Here is a 17,613-nt window from a genome sequence, read left to right as displayed (position 1 = left end):
GGACCGGTCGCTTTTTCGCCATGCCGTGGGTGGTAGAAAGAAAACCCGCTCACATCAAGGGGGAAGCGCTGATGACCCAGCCGCCCAGCAACCAGCCGCCGGGGGGCTTCGGTGCTCCGGACCCGAACCCGAACGCGGGTCAGAACGTCCCGCCGGTGCCGCCGCAGGCCCCGCCCGTGCCGCCCCAGGCCCCTCCGGTCCCGCCCCAGGCGCCGCCGCAGGCCGCCCCGCAGCAGCCGCCGCAGGCCGCCCCGCCGGCCCAGCCCGGTCCCTACGGCTATCCGCAGCAGGCCCCGCAGCAGCCGGGCCCGTACGGCTATCCGCAGCAGGCGCCCGGCCCGTACGCCCAGCAGCCCGGACCCTACGGCCAGCAGCCGGGGCAGTACGGCCAGCAGCCCGGTCCGTACGGTCAGCAGAACCCTTACGGCGGTTACCCGACGGCGATGCAGCCGCCGCCCCCCACGGGCGGCGGCAAGAACCCCTTCAAGGGCAAGCCCGGCCTCGTCGTCGCCGCGGTCGCCGCCGCGCTGCTCGTGATCGGCGGCGGCACCTGGGCCGTCCTCGGCAGCGGTGACGAGAAGGACCCGGTCGCCCAGCCGACCAGCTCCGCCCCCACCGGTCCGAAGCCGACCGAGTCCGTCGACAAGGGCGACGGCAAGGGCGACGGCGACGAGGGCGGTCCCGAGGACCTCAACGCCGGCCGCAAGAGCGGCGAGGCGAAGATCAACTGGCTGCTCGCCAACAACACCGACCTGCCCAGGAACGGCGCCGACGTGTACGGCCCGTGGATCGTCGGCGACACGGTCGTCAAGGCCATGTACAAGGGCATCGACGGCTACAGCCTCGCCGACGGCTCCGCCAAGTGGCACATCGACGTTCCCTACGAGCTGTGCGCCGCCCCGCCGGCCCCGAACGCGGACGGCCTCATGGTCTTCGCCTACAAGGACACCGCGGGCGACAAGGCCAAGTGCCTGGAGATGCAGCAGGTCGACCTCAAGACCGGCAAGGCGGGCTGGAAGAAGTCCATCCCCAAGCCGACCGGCCTCTTCGCCTTCTCCGACAACACGCTCGCCATCAGCGGCAACACGGTGACGGCGTCCGGCTCCAGCTCCGCGTACGGCTTCTCGGTGGCCGACGGCAGGCAGCTCTTCACCTCGCCCACCAGCGGCTGCAAGCCCTACGCCTACGCGGGCGGCAGCAAGCTGATCGCCGCCTCCAAGTGCCCCTCGGGCGACGTGAGCAAGGAGTCGCACGCGGTCAGCGAGGTCGACCCGAACACCGGCAAGCCCAAGTGGACCTTCAAGCTGCAGACCAACTGGGAGGTGGACCGGATCTACTCGGTCGACCCGCTGGTCGTCTCCGCGACGCAGCGCGAGGAGAAGAAGTGGGCGATCTTCTCGCTCACGGCCGCCGGCAAGGAGCGCTCGCAGATCCAGGGCGGCAAGGACAAGTTCGCCCCGCGCTGCGGCGGCTCCTTCGTCGTCTTCGGCAAGAACCTCCAGGGCTGCACCGGGGTCGCCGCCGACCAGAACACCTTCTACATGGCGACCGACACCCAGTACGGCACGCCCAACGAGGTCGTCGCCTTCGACCTCAACACCGGCAAGGCCAAGTGGCGTTCCAAGGCGCCCGGTGAGCAGCAGATGAAGCCGCTGCGCATGGAGGGCTCCGAGGTGCTGGTCTACATCGAGCCCCGCTACGACACGGGCGGCGCGGTCGCGACCATCGCCCCCGCGGGCGGCGCCCCGAAGGTGCTCCTGCAGCACCAGGCGGCGGTCACCGACCTGGAGAGCTCCTTCTACAGCGCCGGTTACGCCTACTCCAACGGCACGTTCGTGATCGCGGCCGGCCGGGTCTCCGCCTCCAACGACAAGGCGGAGAAGGAGACCAAGACGATGATGGCCTACGGCAAGTGACGCCCCGCCCGTCCCGTCCGTCCACCGAACCCCCCGAGGAACCCACGTCATGACGCAGCCGCCACCGCCCAACCAGCCCCCGGGGCCGCCCCCGGGCGGTTTCGGCGCGCCGCAGGACCCCCCGCCGGGCGGGTTCGGCGCGCCGACGCCCCCGCCGCAGCAGCCGCCGGCCCAGCCGCCGTACGGCTATCCGCAGCAGCCCCAGCAGCAGCCGTACGGATACCCGCAGCAGGAGCAGCCGCCGGCCCAGCCGCCCTACGGCTACCCGACGCAGCCGCAGCAGGAGCAGCCCCCGCAGTACGGCTACCCGACGCAGCCGCAGCAGCCGGTCCAGCCGCCGTACGGCTACCCGACGCAGCCGCAGTACCCGCAGGTGCCGCAGCAGCCCGGGCCCGGTGCACCCGGCGGCAGGAAGCTGTCCGCCCAGCTGCAGATCGTCATCGCGGCGGCCGTGGCCGTCGTGCTGCTCGTCGGCGGCGGCCTCTGGTACGCCAACTCGGGCGGCGGTGACGAGGAGCCGAACGCGAAGGGCAGCTCCGGCGCCACCAGCGGCGGCAAGGACGGCGGTGCGGGCGGTCTCGGCGGGGGCGGCAAGGAGAAGGTTCCGGCCGACACCAACGCCAAGGCGGCCTTCCAGCTGCCGCTGCCGACCGTGCCGGACGTCACCGACGTATCCGGTTCGTGGATCACCGACAAGGCGTACGTGAAGACGGGCGTCAACTCGGTGGTCGGCTACGACCTGGACAAGGGCTCGCCCCTGTGGACCCTGCCGCTGACCGGCCAGGTCTGCGGCGCCTCGCGCCACATGACGGCCGACTTCAAGGTGCCGATCCTCTTCGAGGCCACCAAGCGGGTCGCGCCGCGCTTCTTCCAGCCGTGCACCGAGGTCGGCCTGCTCGACCTCGGCACCGGCAAGCTGGTGTGGCAGACCTCGATCACCGGCGGCACCGCCGGCGACAAGAAGGTGTCCTTCTCGGAGGTCACCCTGCACGGCCAGACCGTCGCGGCCGGCGGCCTCGACGGCGGCGCGGCCTTCGACCTGGCCAACGGCAACCCGCGCTGGAAGCCGCAGGCCAACGCCGGGGACTGCGAGGACCTGGGGTACGGCGGCGGCGAGGGCGGCCTCGTCGCGGTCCGCAAGTGCGGCTCGTACGACGACCCGACGGTCACCGTCCAGACCCTGAACCCGCTGAGCGGTCAGCCGGTCTCGCAGTACAGGATGCCCAAGGGCGTCGACTTCGCGGCGGTCGTGTCCACCAAGCCGCTGGTCGTGGCGGCGGACGTCAACGACGCCGCCGACGACGGCAGCGGCGTCTCGGACTTCTTCTCCATCGACGAGAAGACCGGGAAGCTGAAGGCGAAGATCACGGCGGACTCCAAGCGCTACGCGCCGCGCTGCCGCTCCACCAGGGTCGAGGGCTGCACCCAGGTCCTCGTCGGCAACGGACGGCTCTACCTGCCGACCGAGGAGCACGAGGGCAGCACCGGCGAGTACGGCGACGAGACCAACGAGATCGTCGCCTTCGACCTCGCCGACGGGCGGATGGTGCCGGAGAAGACGGACGCGGGCGACCGCTACACCCTGCTCCCGCTGCGCATGGACGGCGGCAACCTCATCGCGTACAAGTGGCCGCCCTACGACAAGGGCGGGCAGGTCGTCTCCATCGACGGCGGCACGATGAAGCCGACGCTGCTCATGGAGAACCCGTCGGACAAGGCGACCCGGACCGCCGAGACGAGCTTCAGCTCGATCGGCGCCGAGTTCCGCTACGGCGGCGGGCGCCTGTTCATCGCGGACACGCTCATCAGCAAGACCAAGGCCAGCACCTCCCTGTACGACAAGAAGTACCTGGCCGTGGCCTTCTCGACGGCCGGCTGACGTCGCGGCCGGCTCCCCGAGAGCCCTGGAAGGGGCCCCTCCGCTCACGGAGGGGCCCCTTCCGTGTGTTCCGGACGGGACCGGTCGCCGCGATTGGGGCAAAGCGGGGCGGGGGAGTGTGTAGCTTGCCGGGCAGCAGGGTGGCCGGGGACGGCCGGCCCGCGCAAGGGGATGGGGGAGGATCGATGGGCGTTCGGCTCATGGTGGTCGACGACCACCGACTGCACGCGGAGGCGCTGGCCTCGGCGCTGAAGCTGCGCGGGCACCGGGTGCTCGCCGCGGCCGCGCCGGTGGCCGGGGCCGCGGAGCTGGTGGTGAGCCGCGCACCGGAGGTCTGTCTGCTCGGTACCTCGGCGCCCGCCGAGCCGGGCACCTTCGACCCGGTCGTGCGGATCAAGCGGGAGCGGCCGCAGGTGGCGGTCGTGGTGCTGGGGCCGGTGCCCTCGCCGCGCGGTATCGCGGCGGCCTTCGCGGCCGGTGCCTCCGGGTACGTCCGGCACGACGAGCGGATCGAGGGGGTGGAGCGCGCGCTCGTGAAGGCGCGGGCGGGCGAGGCGGCGGTCGCGCCGCAGCTCATCCAGAGCGCCTTCGCCGAACTGCTGAACCCGGCGGCCCAGCCGGACGACGAGGCGCAGCGGCTGCTGCGGCTGCTGACGCCGCGGGAGGCGGAGGTCCTGGTCCGGGTGGCGGAGGGGGAGGGCACCCGGCTGATCGCCGCGGGGATGGCGATCGCGCCGAGCACGGCGCGCACGCACGTGCAGCGGGTGCTGATGAAGCTGGGGGTCGGCTCGCGCCTGGAGGCGGCGGCGCTGGCGGCCCGTACGGGACTTCTCGACCGCGTGCCCGTCCAGCGGGCGTAGAGGGGGCGGGTTGCGCCGGTCCGGGGCTCGTACGGGGTGGCCGTCCGTGGTGCCGGTTCCCCCGTGCCGGCCGGGCGGTCCCGCGCGGCGGCGGCCGCCGGGTGGTCTCCGCGCGGCGGCGGCCCGGGGCGGACCGGCGTGCCCGGGCGGGGCGGGGCGGGCCGGTGTGGTTCTTACGGGGGCGTGGCCGGGACAAGTGTTGCCATGGATGTTTGATTGTGCTTTTTTATGAGTGGTTATGTTTGATGGAGGCTGCTGGAGGCTGCCCGCGTGAACGTGAAGAAGACCGTCACCCGCCTCGCCGACGGGCGTGAGCTCCTCTACTTCGACGCGCACCCGGACCGTGTCCGCGACGCCGTCGACCGACGGTCCCTCGAACCCGTCACCGCCGCCTCCGAGATCCGCCACGACCCCCTCCTCGGCGAGGACGTCGCCATCGCCTCGCACCGGCAGGGGCGCACCTTCCACCCGCCGGCCGACACCTGCCCGCTGTGTCCCTCCGGCGAGACCTGGCAGAGCGAGATCCCAGCCGACGCCTACGAGGTCGTCGTCTTCGAGAACCGCTTCCCCTCGCTGTCCGGCGCCAACGGGCGCTGCGAGGTCGTCTGCTTCACCTCCGACCACCAGGCGTCCTTCGCCGACCTGGGAGAGGAGCGGGCCGCCCTGGTCCTCGCCGCCTGGACCGACCGCACCGCCGAACTCTCCGCCCGCCCCGGCGTCGAGCAGGTCTACTGCTTCGAGAACCGGGGCGCCGAGATCGGCGTCACCCTCGGCCACCCCCACGGGCAGATCTACGCCTTCCCCTTCACCACGCCCCGCACCGCCACCATGCTGCGCAACGCCGCCGCGCACCGCGCCCGCACCGGCCGCAACCTCTTCGACGACGTCCTGGAGCGGGAGCGGGGCGCCGAGCGGGTGGTGATCGCCGGGGAGCACTGGACCGCGTTCGTGCCCTTCGCCGCCCGCTGGCCGTACGAGGTGCACCTCTACCCGAACCGGCGCACGACGGCGCTCACCGGGCTCGACGCGGCCGCGCGCGACGAGTTCCCGCGCGTCTACCTGGAGCTCCTGCGCCGCTTCGACCGCCTCTTCGGGACCGGCCTGCCGCCCACGCCGTACATCGCCGCCTGGCACCAGGCGCCGGTCGCCCACCCCGCGCGCGAGGAGTTCGCGCTGCACCTGGAGCTTTTCACCGTCCGCCGGGCCTCTGGCAAGCTGAAGTACCTCGCGGGCACCGAATCCGGCATGGGCGCGTTCATGAACGACGTGTCGCCGGAGTCCGCGGCCGACAGACTCCGAGAGGTGGCAAGCAGTTGAGTAAGTACCTGGTGACGGGTGGGGCCGGCTATGTGGGCAGCACGGTCGCGGCCCACCTCCTGGAAGCGGGGCACGAGGTCACCGTCCTCGACGACCTCTCCACCGGATTCCGCGAGGGGGTCCCCGCCGGGGCCGCCTTCGTCGAGGGACGCATCCAGGACGCCGCGCGGTGGCTCGACGCCTCGTACGACGGTGTGCTGCACTTCGCCGCCTTCTCGCAGGTCGGCGAGTCCGTCGCCAAGCCCGAGAAGTACTGGGACAACAACGTCGGTGGCACCATGGCGCTCGTCGCGGCCATGCGCGAGGCCGGCGTGCGCAAGCTCGTCTTCTCGTCGACCGCCGCCACCTACGGCGAGCCGGAGAGCGTGCCGATCACCGAGTCCGCGCCGACCGCCCCGACCAACCCCTACGGCGCCACCAAGCTCGCGGTCGACCACATGATCTCCGGCGAGTGCGCCGCGCACGGCCTCGCCGCGGTCTCGCTGCGCTACTTCAACGTGGCCGGCGCCTACGGGGAGTGCGGCGAGCGACACGACCCCGAGTCGCACCTCATCCCGCTGGTGCTGCAGGTCGCGCTCGGCCGGCGCGACGCCATCAACGTCTACGGCGACGACTATCCGACGCCCGACGGCACCTGTGTGCGCGACTACATCCACGTCGCCGACCTCGCCGAGGCCCACCTGCGCGCGCTCGACGCGATGACCGCGGGCGAGCACCTGATCTGCAACCTGGGCAACGGCAACGGCTTCTCCGTGCGGGAGGTCGTCGAGACCGTCCGCAAGGTGACCGGCCACCCGGTGCCCGAGGTCATGGCCGCGCGCCGTGCCGGGGACCCGGCCGTGCTCGTCGCCTCCGCCGACGCCGCGCGCGAGCGGCTCGGCTGGACTCCGTCCCGCCCGGACCTGGCGGCCATCGTCGAGGACGCGTGGGCGTTCGCACGGAAGAAGGAGCGGGAAGAGGGATGACCGGTGTCGGGGCGGGCGTGGCGGACGGGTTCGGCGAACTGTACGGGGCGGCCCCCGAAGGGGCCTGGGCCGCTCCCGGGCGGGTCAACCTGATCGGTGAGTACACCGATTTCAACGAGGGTTTCGTGCTGCCGCTCGCCCTGCCCCACACGGCCGTGGCCGCCGTGTCCCGCCGGGACGACGGAGTGGTGCGGCTGCATTCCGCCGATGCCCGGGGCGGCGTCGTCCAGCTCGACGCCGCCGCCCTGGAGCCCGGCGCGGGGGGCGGCTGGGCCGCCTACCCGGCCGGGGTGGTGTGGGCGCTGCGGGCGGCCGGGCACGCGGTGACGGGCGCCGACGTGCACCTGGCGTCCACGGTGCCGACGGGGGCCGGGCTCTCGTCCTCCGCCGCCCTGGAGGTCGTCGTCGCCCTCGCCCTGAACGACCTGTTCGGGCTCGGGCTCTCCCGCTCCGAGCTCGCCCTGGTGGCCCAGCGGGCCGAGAACGCCTTCGTGGGGGTGCCGTGCGGGGTCATGGACCAGATGGCGTCCGCGTGCGCGGTCGAGGGGCACGCGCTCTTCCTGGACACGCGTGACCTCGCCTGCCGGCAGGTGCCGTTCGACCTCGCGGCCGAGGGCCTCTCCCTGCTCGTCGTCGACACCCGGGTCAAGCACGAGCTCGGCGACGGCGCGTACGCGGAGCGGCGCGCCGGGTGTGAGGCGGGTGCGCGGGCGCTCGGCGTGCGCGCGCTGCGCGACGTTCCGGCCGCGCAACTCGACGACGCCCTCGCGCGTTTGAGCGACGAAACGGTTCGTCGCTATGTGCGGCACGTCGTCTCCGACGACGACCGGGTGGAGCGGACCGTCGCGCTCCTCGACGCGGGGGACCCGCGCGCGGTCGGCGCCCTGCTGACCGAGGGGCACGCCTCGCTGCGGGACGATCTCCGGGTCTCCTGCGCGGAGTTGGACCTGGTCGTCGCGACCGCGGTGTCCGCCGGCGCCCTGGGGGCCCGGATGACCGGGGGCGGCTTCGGCGGCTCCGCCGTGGTGCTCGTCGAGGCGGACCGGGCCGGGGCGGTCACGGCGGCGGTGGAGAAGGCCTTCGCCGGCGCCGGGTTCGCCGCGCCGGCCGTCTTCCCGGCGGTGCCGTCGGCGGGGGCGCGCCGGCTGATCTGACGCCGCGCCCGGCGACTTCGGCGTTTTCGCCTCCCGGCTGTGGCGGCGCCCGTACTCTGGTGCGCAGCGCCGGTGGGGGCCGGTGCTGATTCAGGGGTATCGAGTGCCGTCGGGTACGGCGACCTGGGCGGGTGACTGTCATGGCACGGCGGCGGCCGTGCGGCCGACGGACCCGTCCCCGGCGTCGTGCCCGCACCGGCCCGTTCCTCGATCACTTGGGGGTGTCCGTGGCCCGCATCCGGGTTCTGGTGGTCGACGACCACCGTGTCTTCGCCGAGTCGCTCGCCGCTGCCCTGGCGGCGGAGCCCGACGTCGACGTGGCCGCCGCGGGAAGCGGTCCGGCCGCTCTGCGCTGTCTGGACCGGGCCGCGGCCGAGGGCCGCCGGTTCGACGTGATGCTGATCGACTCCGACCTGGGCGGCGCCGACGGCGTCGAGCTGGTGGGCGAGGTGCGCTCGGGGCGGCCCGGGGTGCGGGCCGTGGTGCTGGCGGAGAAGGACGACGCCCGCCGGGCGGCGCTCGCCCTGCAGGCCGGGGCCTGGGGGTGGGTGGCCAAGGACTGCTCGCTGCAGCGGCTGCTCGCGGTGGTGCGGGGCGTCCTGCGGGACGAGACGCATCTGCCGCCGGCCCTGCTGACGGGGGTCCTGCGGGAGCTGACCGAGGCGCGCCGGCACCGTACGGAGAGCGAGCAGCTCGTCGAGTCGCTGACGCCGCGCGAGCGGGAGGTGCTGCGCTGCATGGTGGCGGGCCTCGGCCGCAAGGCCGTCGCCGAGCGTCTGTTCCTGTCGCCGCACACCGTCCGCACGCACATGCAGAACGTCCTCGGGAAGCTCGGCGTGCACTCCACCCTGGCGGCGGTCGCGCTCGCGCGCCGGGCCGGGGTCGGGCCGGCCGACGAGCCCGGTCCCGCGCTAGCCGGGGATGTTGTCGAACGGGGCGGTCAGCCGGCGTAGCAGGGCCGCCAGCTCGCCGCGCTGGGTGTGCGACAGGCGGGCCAGGATCGCCCGCTCCTGGGCGAGCAGTCCGGCCAGGGCCTGGTCGGCGCGGTCGCGGCCCTCGGGGGTGAGCCGGACGAGGACCCCGCGGCGGTCGCTGGGGTCCGGGAGGCGTTCGACGAGGCCCTTCTTCGCGAGCCGGTCGATGCGGTTGGTCATGGTGCCCGAGGTGACCAGGGTCTGGGTGAGCAGCTGTCCGGGGGACAGCTGGTAGGGCGCTCCGGCGCGCCGGAGCGAGGTGAGGACGTCGAACTCCCAGGGCTCCAGCTGGTGCTCGGAGAAGGCGAGTCGACGGGCGCGGTCCAGGTGCCGGGCCAGGCGTGAGACACGGCTGAGCACCTCGAGCGGTTCCACGTCGAGGTCCGGGCGCTCTCGGCGCCATGCAGCGACCAGCCGGTCGACCTCGTCCTCCATGACGATCAGTGTAGAGGGTCTGTTGACATAAAGTCTCTTGTATTTGAGATTCTCGATGTCAAGTATCTCGATATCGAGATATAGTCTTCTTGACTATGGGGAAGGGACCGGGCCGGAACTCCGTTCCGCTTCGGCAACTCGTTCCAGCAAGGGGGCTTCGAACATGCATTCCGTGGACTCTGCCGCACCCACGTGGGACCCACAGCAGTACCTGCACCACTCCGGGCACCGCACGCGCCCGTTCCTCGACCTGCTCGCCCGAATACCGCAGCTGCCGAACCAGGCGCGTCCCGCCCGGGTCGCCGATCTCGGCTGCGGGCCCGGCAACGTCACCGCGCTCCTCGCCGACCGGTGGCCCGACGCCCACATCACCGGCTTCGACCTGTCTCCCGAGATGCTGGAGCGCGCGGAGAAGGACTGGGCCGGCACCACCGCGGGCGGCGGCTGGCTCGACTTCCGGCCGGCCGACGCGGCCCACTGGACCCCGGACGAGCCCTACGACCTGATCGTCTCCAACGCGGCCCTCCAGTGGGTGCCCAACCACCCGGAGTCCTTCGCGCTCTGGATCGACGGACTGCGGCCCGGCGGCACGTTCGCCTTCCAGGTGCCCGGCAACTTCACCTCGCCCAGCCACGCCCTGCTCGGGGAGCTGTGCGAGAGCCCCGAGTGGCGCGACCGGATCGGGGACCAGGGGCGCCGCTTCGTGCACATCCTGGGCCCGGCCGACTACCTGCAGCGGCTCTCCGACCTCGGCTGCGAGACCGACGTCTGGGAGACCACGTACCACCAGATGCTCGTGGGGGAGGACCCGGTCCTGGAGTGGGTCAAGGGCACCGCGCTGCGGCCCGTGCTCACCGCCCTGAGGGACGACCGGGCGGCCACCGAGGCCTTCCTCGACCAGTACCGGGAACGGCTGCGCGAGTTCTACCCGCCGGGGCCGCACGGCACCGCGTTCCCGTTCCGCCGGATCTTCGCCGTCGCCACGAAGGGCCTGTGATGTTACGAGCCGTCGACCACGTGCAGCCCGCCGCCGGGAGCGAGCCGCTGACCCGCGACCACCACGCGGGCGGGACCGGGGTCCCCGAACCCGTGCGCGCCGCGCGCTGCGGCCGCCGCCCCGCCGCCGGAGCCGCACGGCTCCCCCTGGGAGCGGAGGGCGACCTCGGGGGCGCCGGAAAGGCGCACCCGGGACGGCGCGTCCACCGGGCCGCCGACTACGCCGCCCGCCTGGAAAGACGAGGGACCGCCGGGGGCCGGGCCGACGAACCGCCGGGCCCCCGGCGCCCCGGCTCCGGGCATCCGGGCCGCGACCGGCCGGCGTTCCTGGAGCCCTGGGAATGATCCGGGGGCGGGGCGCCGTGCGGCGCCCCGCCCCCGGGGTGGGTCTCAGCTCTTGCGGTGCCCTATCAGCCGGGGCTTCTGCTCCAGACCGTCCAGGCCGTGCCAGGCCAGGTTCACCAGATGTGCCGCCACCTCGGCCTTCTTCGGCTTGCGCACGTCCAGCCACCACTGGCCCGTCAGCGCCACGCTGCCCACCAGCGCCTGCGCGTACAGCGGCGCCAGCTTCGGGTCGAAGCCGCGGGCCTTGAACTCCAGACCCAGGATGTCCTCCACCTGCGTGGCGATGTCGCTGATCAGCGACGCGAAGGTGCCCGTGGACTGCGCGACCGGCGAGTCGCGCACCAGGATGCGGAAACCGTCGGTGTAGCGCTCGATGTAGTCGAGAAGCGCGAACGCCGCCTGCTCCAGCAGCTCCCGCGGGTGGCCCGCGGTCAGCGCCCCGGTGACCATGTCCAGCAGCTGACGCATCTCCCGGTCCACCACGACCGCGTACAGGCCCTCCTTGCCGCCGAAGTGCTCGTACACCACCGGCTTGGAGACCCCTGCCTTCGCCGCGATCTCCTCGACCGAGGTGCCCTCGAAACCCTTCTCCGCGAAGAGCGTGCGACCGATGTCGAGGAGCTGTTCACGGCGCTCCGCGCCCGTCATCCTCACCCGACGGCCACGCCGGGGCTTCTGCTCGCTCGTGCTCGGGGAACTGCCGTCGATCGCCACATCCTCCATCATGCCGCGTCGGCGGCCGCGTCCTGGCGCCGGGCGTCGATCCGCTCCTGCGCCGGCCAGCGGACGTCGTACGCCCAGCCCAACTGCTCGAACCAGCGGATCAGCCGCGCGCTGGAGTCGACCTGGCCCCGAAGGACACCGTGCCGGGCCGAGGTCGGGTCCGCATGGTGCAGGTTGTGCCAGGACTCGCCGCAGGACAGCACCGCGAGCCACCACACGTTGCCCGAACGGTCCCGCGACCTGAAGGGGCGCTTGCCGACCGCGTGACAGATCGAGTTGATCGACCACGTGACGTGGTGCAGCAGGGCCACCCGCACCAGCGAGCCCCAGAAGAAGGCCGTGAACGCGCCCCACCACGACATCGTCACCAGACCGCCGACCACCGGCGGGATCGCCAGCGACACCACCGTCCACAGCACGAACTGCCGGGAGACCGCCCGGATCGCCGGGTCCTTGATCAGGTCCGGCGCGTACTTGTGCTGCGGCGTCTGCTCCTCGTCGAACATCCAGCCGATGTGCGCCCACCACAGGCCCTTCAGCAGGGCCGGGACCGTCTCGCCGAACCGCCACGGCGAATGCGGGTCGCCCTCCGCGTCGGAGAACTTGTGGTGCCTGCGGTGGTCCGCCACCCAGCGCACCACCGGCCCCTCCACGGCCAGCGAGCCCATCACCGCCAGCGCGATCCGCAGCGGACGCCTCGCCTTGAAGGAACCGTGCGTGAAGTAACGGTGGAAGCCGATCGTGATGCCGTGGCAGCCGATGAAGTACATCGCCGTCATCAGCCCCAGATCGAGCCAGCTCACCCCCCACCCCCAGGCCAGCGGCACCGCCGCGACCAGCGCGAGGAAGGGCACCGTGATGAACATCAGCAGCGTGATCTGCTCGATCGAACGCTTGTCGTCCCCGCCCAGCGTGGCGGAGGGAAGGGCCTGGGCGGTGGCGAGCACCTCGGACTCCGAGGTGACCTGGGGGCTTGTGGTCATGGATCTCCCCTGGGGGGTGAGGGATGGGGGCGCGTACGGAAGAAGGCCGTGGCTACGGTCCCGTAACCTACGGCGACGTAAGTATGGCAGCGCCGCCGCCCGCGGCAAGAGCGCCAAAGGCGGGGCGTTCGCCGTGCCGGAAAGACGGACACCTATCCTGGGTGCGTCGGACAGCGCGGTCCGCAAGCCTGCAGTACCCCTCCAGACGTGCTCAAACACTGCAAGGAGCCGCACCTGTGAGCAGTGCCGACCAGACCTCCACCGCCAGCGCCGAGCTGCGTTCCGACATCCGCCGACTGGGCGATCTCCTCGGCGAGACCCTCGTCCGCCAGGAGGGCCCGGAGCTCCTGGAACTCGTCGAGAAGGTCCGCCACCTCACCCGTGAGGACGGCGAGGCCGCCGCCGAGCTGCTGCGCGGAGTCGAACTCGAGACCGCCGGCCGGCTGGTACGAGCGTTCTCCACCTACTTCCACCTCGCCAACGTCACCGAACAGGTGCACCGAGGCCGCGAGATGCGCGAGAGGCGGGCCGCCGAAGGCGGTCTCCTCGCCCGCACCGCCGACATGCTCAAGGACGGCGACCCCGCCCACGTCCGCGAGACGATCAAGAACCTCAACGTACGGCCGGTCTTCACCGCCCACCCGACCGAGGCCGCGCGCCGCTCGGTGCTCAACAAGCTCCGCCGGATCGCCGTCCTCCTGGAGACCCCGGTCATCGAGGCCGACCGGCGCCGCCACGACCTGCGGCTCGCCGAGAACATCGACCTCATCTGGCAGACCGACGAACTGCGCGTCGTCCGGCCCGAGCCGGCCGACGAGGCCCGCAACGCCATCTACTACCTCGACGAGCTGCACGGCAACGCCGTCGGCGACGTCCTGGAGGACCTCGCCGCCGAGCTGGAGCGGGTCGGCTACGAGCTGCCCGCCGGCACCCGCCCGCTCACCTTCGGCACCTGGATCGGCGGCGACCGCGACGGCAACCCCAACGTCACCCCGCAGGTCACCTGGGACGTCCTGATCCTCCAGCACGAGCACGGCATCACCGACGCCCTCGAAGTCGTCGACTACCTGCGCGGACTGCTCTCCAACTCCATCCGCTACGCCGGCGCCACCGAGGAACTCCTGGAGTCCCTCCAGGCCGACCTGGAGCGGCTCCCCGAGATCAGCCCCCGCTACAAGCGCCTCAACGCCGAGGAGCCCTACCGGCTCAAGGTCACCTGCGTCCGGCAGAAGCTCCTCAACACCCGCGAGCGCCTCGCCAAGGGCACCCCGCACCAGGACGGACGCGACTACCTCGGCACCGCCGAACTGCTGCGCGACCTCACCCTGATCCAGACCTCGCTCCGCGAGCACCGCGGCGGCCTCTTCGCCGACGGCCGGATGGACCGCACCATCCGCACCCTCGCCGCCTTCGGCCTCCAGCTCGCCACCATGGACGTCCGCGAACACGCCGACGCCCACCACCACGCCCTCGGCCAGCTCTTCGACCGGCTCGGCGAGGAGTCCTGGCGCTACGCCGACATGCCGCGCGACTACCGGCAGAAGCTCCTCGCCAAGGAACTCCGCTCCCGCCGCCCGCTCGCGCCGACCCCCGCCCCGCTGGACGCCGCCGGCCAGAAGACCCTCGGCGTCTTCCGGACCGTCAAGCGGGCCCTGAAGGTCTTCGGACCCGAGGTCATCGAGTCGTACATCATCTCGATGTGCCAGGGCGCCGACGACGTCTTCGCCGCCACCGTCCTCGCCCGCGAGGCCGGCCTCCTCGACCTGCACGCCGGCTGGGCCGAGATCGGCATCGTGCCGCTCCTGGAGACCACCGACGAGCTCAGGGCCGCCGACGTCATCCTCAACGACATGCTGGCCGACCCCTCCTACCGGCGCCTCGTCTCGCTCCGCGGCGACGTCCAGGAGGTCATGCTCGGCTACTCCGACTCCTCGAAGTTCGGCGGCATCACCACCTCCCAGTGGGAGATCCACCGTGCCCAGCGCCGGCTCCGCGACGTCGCCCACCGCTACGGCGTCCGCCTGCGCCTCTTCCACGGCCGCGGCGGCACCGTCGGCCGCGGCGGCGGCCCCTCGCACGACGCGATCCTCGCCCAGCCCTGGGGCACCCTGGAGGGCGAGATCAAGGTGACCGAGCAGGGCGAGGTCATCTCCGACAAGTACCTGATCCCGTCCCTGGCCCGGGAGAACCTCGAACTGACCGTCGCGGCCACCCTGCAGGCCTCCGCCCTGCACACCGCGCCCCGCCAGTCCGACGAGGCCCTCGCCCGCTGGGACGCCGCCATGGACACCGTCTCCGACGCCGCCCACTCCGCCTACCGGCGCCTGGTCGAGGACCCCGACCTGCCCGCGTACTTCTTCGCCTCCACGCCGGTCGACCAGCTCGCCGACCTGCACCTGGGCTCGCGCCCCTCGCGCCGCCCCGACTCCGGCGCCGGGCTCGACGGCCTGCGCGCCATCCCGTGGGTGTTCGGCTGGACCCAGTCCCGCCAGATCGTCCCCGGCTGGTTCGGCGTCGGCTCCGGCCTCAAGGCACTGCGCGAAGCCGGCCTCGACGCCGTCCTCGGCGAGATGTACGAGCGCTGGGGCTTCTTCCGCAACTTCCTCTCCAACGTCGAGATGACACTGGCCAAGACCGACCTGCGGATCGCCCGCCACTACGTCGACACCCTCGTGCCCGACGAGCTCAAGCACGTCTTCGAGACCATCGAGGCCGAGCACCGGCTCACGGTCCAGGAGGTCCTGAAGGTGACCGGCGGCCAGGAGCTGCTCGACTCCAACCCGGCGCTCCAGCAGACCTTCGCCATCCGCGACGCCTACCTGGACCCGATCTCCTACCTCCAGGTCGCCCTGCTGCACCGTCAGCGGGCCGCCGCCGAACGCGGCGAGGAGGCCGACCCGCTGCTCTCCCGCGCGCTGCTGCTCACGGTGAACGGCGTCGCGGCGGGGCTGCGCAACACCGGCTGATCCCCCTCCGCGCGGATCGTGCACGCCTTCCGCGCGAACGACGGTGCCCCCGCCGGAGCCAGGCTCCGGCGGGGGCACCGTCGTCGTTCAGGCGCTGCGTCAGTGCTGCTGGGCCTTGCGGCGGCGCATCACCAGGAAGGCACCGGCACCCGCGAGCGCGACGGCCACGGCCGCCAGGATGCCGACGGGGGCGCTCGAACCGGTCTCGGCCAGGCCGCCCTCGGCGGACGGGGACGCGCTCGGCGTGGGCTGCCCCGCCGCGGAGCTCTCCGAGGCCGAGGCGGTGGGGGAGACCGACCCGCTCGGGGTGCCCGACGGCGTGCCGGACGGCGTGCCGGACGGGGTCCCGCTGGGCGTGCCGCTCGGGGTCCCGCTCGGGGTGCCCGAGGGGGTGCCGGACGGCGTGCCGGTGGGCGTGGGGGTGCTGCTCGCGGGGCAGGTGTGCGAGAGGTTGAACCAGCCCTGCCTGACCTCGGCGGAGACCTCGGCCTCGGCGGAGACCAGCTTGGCGCCGGGCGCGGAGCCGACATAGGCGTGCTTGTCGGACGGCGGACCGAAGTCCGTCACGACCTGCGTGCCGCCGGGCTCGAAGGTCACGGTCAGCTTGGTGAACACGGCGCTGTCACCCTTGCCGCTGCCGGGCAGGACGAAGTGCCAGCCGTCCTGGCCCGCCGGGATGTCACCACAGACCTTTTCCTTCTCGCCCGTCCACCCGGCGGCGGTCAGGGGGAGGTCCTTGGCCTGGTGCAGCGGAAGAGTGTGCGGGCCATCCGTGGCGGAAGCCGCCGGCGCCAGCGCGAGAGAGCCCGCAACGGCCGCGACGAGCGCGCCGGCGGATATGAGAGAACGTCGCATTGTCGTCCAACTGTGGGATGAGGGATGCCGTGGGGGATGGCGGTGGCAGCCTATCCGCCGCCCCAAGTCGCCCCTAAGCCAAGGGACGATAACGATTCGGCGGGATCACGCCACACTGTCCGAAATCGTCAAAGCGCGAAGAACGCACCCAGCAGAACCGCCGCCCCCGCCGCCGCGAACCCCCACGCCGTCCGCACCCACCGCAGCCCGCCACCCACCAGCGGCGCCGCCAGCAGCAGCGCACCGCCCAGCGGAAGCCACGCGTGCAGCCCACCGCCCCAGCCCGTACGGACCGCCTCCTCCGTACCCGGCTTCACCACCACCGGCAGCGTCTCGCCCTTCTCCGCCGCCACCGAATGCCCGATCGTCAGCGTGCGGTGCCCCGAGCCCGCCGAATCCGGCGTATAACGGCCGCTGCACGTCTCCTCGTTGCAGCCGGTCACCGTCAACGTGCCGTGCTCACGCCCCTTCGACAACAGAACATGCTGCGCCGTCTCCCAGGACGACCAGGCGCCCCCGACGAGAAGCAGCAGGACGACCAGGGCCACGGCGGCGTTACGGACGTGCGTCATGACCCGCGATCGTACAGTCGTACGGCAGACCCGCCAGGAGTCGCACTAGGAGTTGTACGCCGACTGCGCCCGCTCCAGGCCCTCCGTCACCAGACACTCCACCGCGTCCGCCGCCCGGTCCACGAAATAGTCGAGCTCCTTGCGCTCCGACGACGAGAAGTCCTTCAGCACGAAATCCGCCACCTGCATCCGCCCCGGCGGACGCCCGATACCGAACCGCAGCCGGTGGTACTCCGCACCCATCGCCTTCGTCATCGACTTCAGACCGTTGTGCCCGTTGTCGCCGCCCCCCACCTTCAGCCGCAGCACCCCGTAGTCGATGTCCAGCTCGTCATGGACCGCCACCACATGCGCCGTCGGCACCTTGTAGAAGTCACGCAACGCCGTCACCGGCCCGCCCGACAGATTCATGTACGACATCGGCTTCGCCAGCACCACCCGCCGGTTCGCCGGCCCCGGCGCACCCAGACGGCCCTCCACCACCTGCGCCTGCGCCTTCTGCGCCCGCTTGAACCTGCCGCCCATCCGCTCGGCCAGCAGATCCGCCACCATGAACCCCACGTTGTGCCGGTTGCCCGCGTACTCCGGACCCGGATTGCCGAGGCCGACGATCAGCCAGGGGGCGTTCGCCTCGTCCGTCATCTGCGTCTCGTCTCCTCGTCTCCACACGTGC

Annotated in this window: 16 protein-coding genes; 10 read left to right on the top strand and 6 right to left on the bottom strand. The window is 72.5% G+C overall.

Annotation, left to right across the window (positions count from 1 at the left end):
• Positions 1-71 precede the first annotated feature (71 nt).
• The 7 genes from ACGF1Z_RS29350 (at position 72) to ACGF1Z_RS29320 (ending at position 9,044) form a co-directional block, all read left to right on the top strand.
• Positions 72-1,916, top strand: a complete 1,845-nt coding sequence (locus tag ACGF1Z_RS29350; RefSeq protein ID WP_393009034.1) for a PQQ-binding-like beta-propeller repeat protein — start codon at positions 72-74, stop codon at positions 1,914-1,916.
• Between the two features lie 49 nt (positions 1,917-1,965).
• On the top strand, positions 1,966-3,795 hold the full coding sequence (locus tag ACGF1Z_RS29345) for a PQQ-binding-like beta-propeller repeat protein (protein WP_393009033.1): 1,830 nt from the start codon (positions 1,966-1,968) through the stop codon (positions 3,793-3,795).
• Positions 3,796-3,980: 185 nt separating this feature from the next.
• A complete protein-coding gene (locus ACGF1Z_RS29340) occupies positions 3,981-4,655 on the top strand; it encodes a LuxR C-terminal-related transcriptional regulator (RefSeq protein WP_393009032.1) in 675 nt (224 codons plus the stop codon).
• A gap of 276 nt (positions 4,656-4,931) precedes the next feature.
• Positions 4,932-5,972 carry a galactose-1-phosphate uridylyltransferase gene (galT, locus tag ACGF1Z_RS29335; RefSeq protein ID WP_393009180.1) on the top strand — a complete coding sequence of 347 codons (1,041 nt, stop codon included), beginning with the start codon at positions 4,932-4,934 and terminating at the stop codon, positions 5,970-5,972.
• Positions 5,969-6,937 carry a UDP-glucose 4-epimerase GalE gene (galE, locus tag ACGF1Z_RS29330; protein ID WP_393009031.1) on the top strand — a complete coding sequence of 323 codons (969 nt, stop codon included), beginning with the start codon at positions 5,969-5,971 and terminating at the stop codon, positions 6,935-6,937. Before galT ends, galE begins: the two co-directional genes overlap by 4 nt.
• On the top strand, positions 6,934-8,091 hold the full coding sequence (gene galK, locus ACGF1Z_RS29325) for a galactokinase (protein ID WP_393009030.1): 1,158 nt from the start codon (positions 6,934-6,936) through the stop codon (positions 8,089-8,091). The genes galE and galK overlap by 4 nt, the downstream gene beginning before the upstream one ends.
• 227 nt (positions 8,092-8,318) lie before the next feature.
• Positions 8,319-9,044 (top strand): LuxR C-terminal-related transcriptional regulator, encoded by a 726-nt coding sequence (locus ACGF1Z_RS29320; RefSeq protein WP_393009029.1) that lies wholly within the window; start codon positions 8,319-8,321, stop codon positions 9,042-9,044.
• On the opposite strand, the gene ACGF1Z_RS29315 is transcribed toward ACGF1Z_RS29320, so the two are convergent.
• A complete protein-coding gene (locus ACGF1Z_RS29315) occupies positions 9,003-9,500 on the bottom strand; it encodes a MarR family winged helix-turn-helix transcriptional regulator (RefSeq protein WP_393009028.1) in 498 nt (165 codons plus the stop codon). The two genes, ACGF1Z_RS29320 and ACGF1Z_RS29315, sit on opposite strands and share 42 nt — an antisense overlap.
• 163 nt (positions 9,501-9,663) lie before the next feature.
• Between ACGF1Z_RS29315 and ACGF1Z_RS29310 the strand changes: the two genes are divergently transcribed.
• Together ACGF1Z_RS29310 and ACGF1Z_RS29305 are read left to right on the top strand one after the other, a co-directional pair.
• The gene (locus ACGF1Z_RS29310; protein ID WP_393009027.1) at positions 9,664-10,497 is read left to right on the top strand and encodes a trans-aconitate 2-methyltransferase; all 834 of its coding nucleotides are present in this window, start codon (positions 9,664-9,666) and stop codon (positions 10,495-10,497) included.
• A complete protein-coding gene (locus ACGF1Z_RS29305; protein WP_393009026.1) occupies positions 10,497-10,841 on the top strand; it encodes a glyoxalase in 345 nt (114 codons plus the stop codon). Before ACGF1Z_RS29310 ends, ACGF1Z_RS29305 begins: the two co-directional genes overlap by 1 nt.
• Before the next feature lie 45 nt (positions 10,842-10,886).
• On the opposite strand, the gene ACGF1Z_RS29300 is transcribed toward ACGF1Z_RS29305, so the two are convergent.
• Both ACGF1Z_RS29300 and ACGF1Z_RS29295 read right to left on the bottom strand, forming a co-directional pair.
• Positions 10,887-11,564: a TetR/AcrR family transcriptional regulator gene (locus tag ACGF1Z_RS29300; protein ID WP_393009179.1), complete on the bottom strand. Its 678-nt coding sequence runs from the start codon at positions 11,562-11,564 to the stop codon at positions 10,887-10,889.
• On the bottom strand, positions 11,564-12,547 hold the full coding sequence (locus ACGF1Z_RS29295; RefSeq protein WP_393009025.1) for an acyl-CoA desaturase: 984 nt from the start codon (positions 12,545-12,547) through the stop codon (positions 11,564-11,566). Before ACGF1Z_RS29295 ends, ACGF1Z_RS29300 begins: the two co-directional genes overlap by 1 nt.
• Before the next feature lie 236 nt (positions 12,548-12,783).
• On the opposite strand from ACGF1Z_RS29295, the gene ppc reads away from it, so the two are divergent.
• A complete protein-coding gene (ppc, locus tag ACGF1Z_RS29290; RefSeq protein ID WP_393009024.1) occupies positions 12,784-15,513 on the top strand; it encodes a phosphoenolpyruvate carboxylase in 2,730 nt (909 codons plus the stop codon).
• 99 nt (positions 15,514-15,612) lie between these two features.
• Here the strand turns inward: ppc and ACGF1Z_RS29285 are convergent, their stop codons facing one another.
• The 3 genes from ACGF1Z_RS29285 to pth form a co-directional block, all read right to left on the bottom strand.
• Entirely contained in the window at positions 15,613-16,368 is a 756-nt protein-coding gene (locus ACGF1Z_RS29285) for an LPXTG cell wall anchor domain-containing protein (protein ID WP_393009023.1), read from the bottom strand.
• Between the two features lie 128 nt (positions 16,369-16,496).
• Positions 16,497-16,940 (bottom strand): hypothetical protein, encoded by a 444-nt coding sequence (locus ACGF1Z_RS29280; RefSeq protein ID WP_393009022.1) that lies wholly within the window; start codon positions 16,938-16,940, stop codon positions 16,497-16,499.
• Positions 16,941-16,985: 45 nt separating this feature from the next.
• Positions 16,986-17,582, bottom strand: coding sequence for an aminoacyl-tRNA hydrolase (gene pth / locus ACGF1Z_RS29275; protein ID WP_393009021.1), 597 nt, complete (start codon positions 17,580-17,582; stop codon positions 16,986-16,988).
• Between the last annotated feature and the right edge of the window lie 31 nt (positions 17,583-17,613).

The organism is Streptomyces sp. NPDC048018 (assembly GCF_043202995.1).
Classification (GTDB): Bacteria; Actinomycetota; Actinomycetes; order Streptomycetales; family Streptomycetaceae; genus Streptomyces.
Note: the sequence above shows the minus strand (reverse complement) of the source record. Positions and strands in the feature narration are given on the sequence as shown.

Bases quoted from the DNA above. Each gene is read 5' to 3' on its own strand.
- ACGF1Z_RS29350 (WP_393009034.1), top strand. From the start codon at position 72: ATGACCCAGCCGCCCAGCAACCAGCCGCCGGGGGGCTTCGGTGCTCCG.
- ACGF1Z_RS29345 (WP_393009033.1), top strand. From the start codon at position 1,966: ATGACGCAGCCGCCACCGCCCAACCAGCCCCCGGGGCCGCCCCCGGGC.
- ACGF1Z_RS29340 (WP_393009032.1), top strand. From the start codon at position 3,981: ATGGGCGTTCGGCTCATGGTGGTCGACGACCACCGACTGCACGCGGAG.
- galK (WP_393009030.1), top strand. From the start codon at position 6,934: ATGACCGGTGTCGGGGCGGGCGTGGCGGACGGGTTCGGCGAACTGTAC.
- ACGF1Z_RS29315 (WP_393009028.1), bottom strand. From the start codon at position 9,500: ATGGAGGACGAGGTCGACCGGCTGGTCGCTGCATGGCGCCGAGAGCGC.
- ACGF1Z_RS29310 (WP_393009027.1), top strand. From the start codon at position 9,664: ATGCATTCCGTGGACTCTGCCGCACCCACGTGGGACCCACAGCAGTAC.
- ACGF1Z_RS29305 (WP_393009026.1), top strand. From the start codon at position 10,497: ATGTTACGAGCCGTCGACCACGTGCAGCCCGCCGCCGGGAGCGAGCCG.
- ACGF1Z_RS29300 (WP_393009179.1), bottom strand. From the start codon at position 11,564: ATGGAGGATGTGGCGATCGACGGCAGTTCCCCGAGCACGAGCGAGCAG.
- ACGF1Z_RS29295 (WP_393009025.1), bottom strand. From the start codon at position 12,547: ATGACCACAAGCCCCCAGGTCACCTCGGAGTCCGAGGTGCTCGCCACC.
- ACGF1Z_RS29285 (WP_393009023.1), bottom strand. From the start codon at position 16,368: ATGCGACGTTCTCTCATATCCGCCGGCGCGCTCGTCGCGGCCGTTGCG.
- ACGF1Z_RS29280 (WP_393009022.1), bottom strand. From the start codon at position 16,940: ATGACGCACGTCCGTAACGCCGCCGTGGCCCTGGTCGTCCTGCTGCTT.
- pth (WP_393009021.1), bottom strand. From the start codon at position 17,582: ATGACGGACGAGGCGAACGCCCCCTGGCTGATCGTCGGCCTCGGCAAT.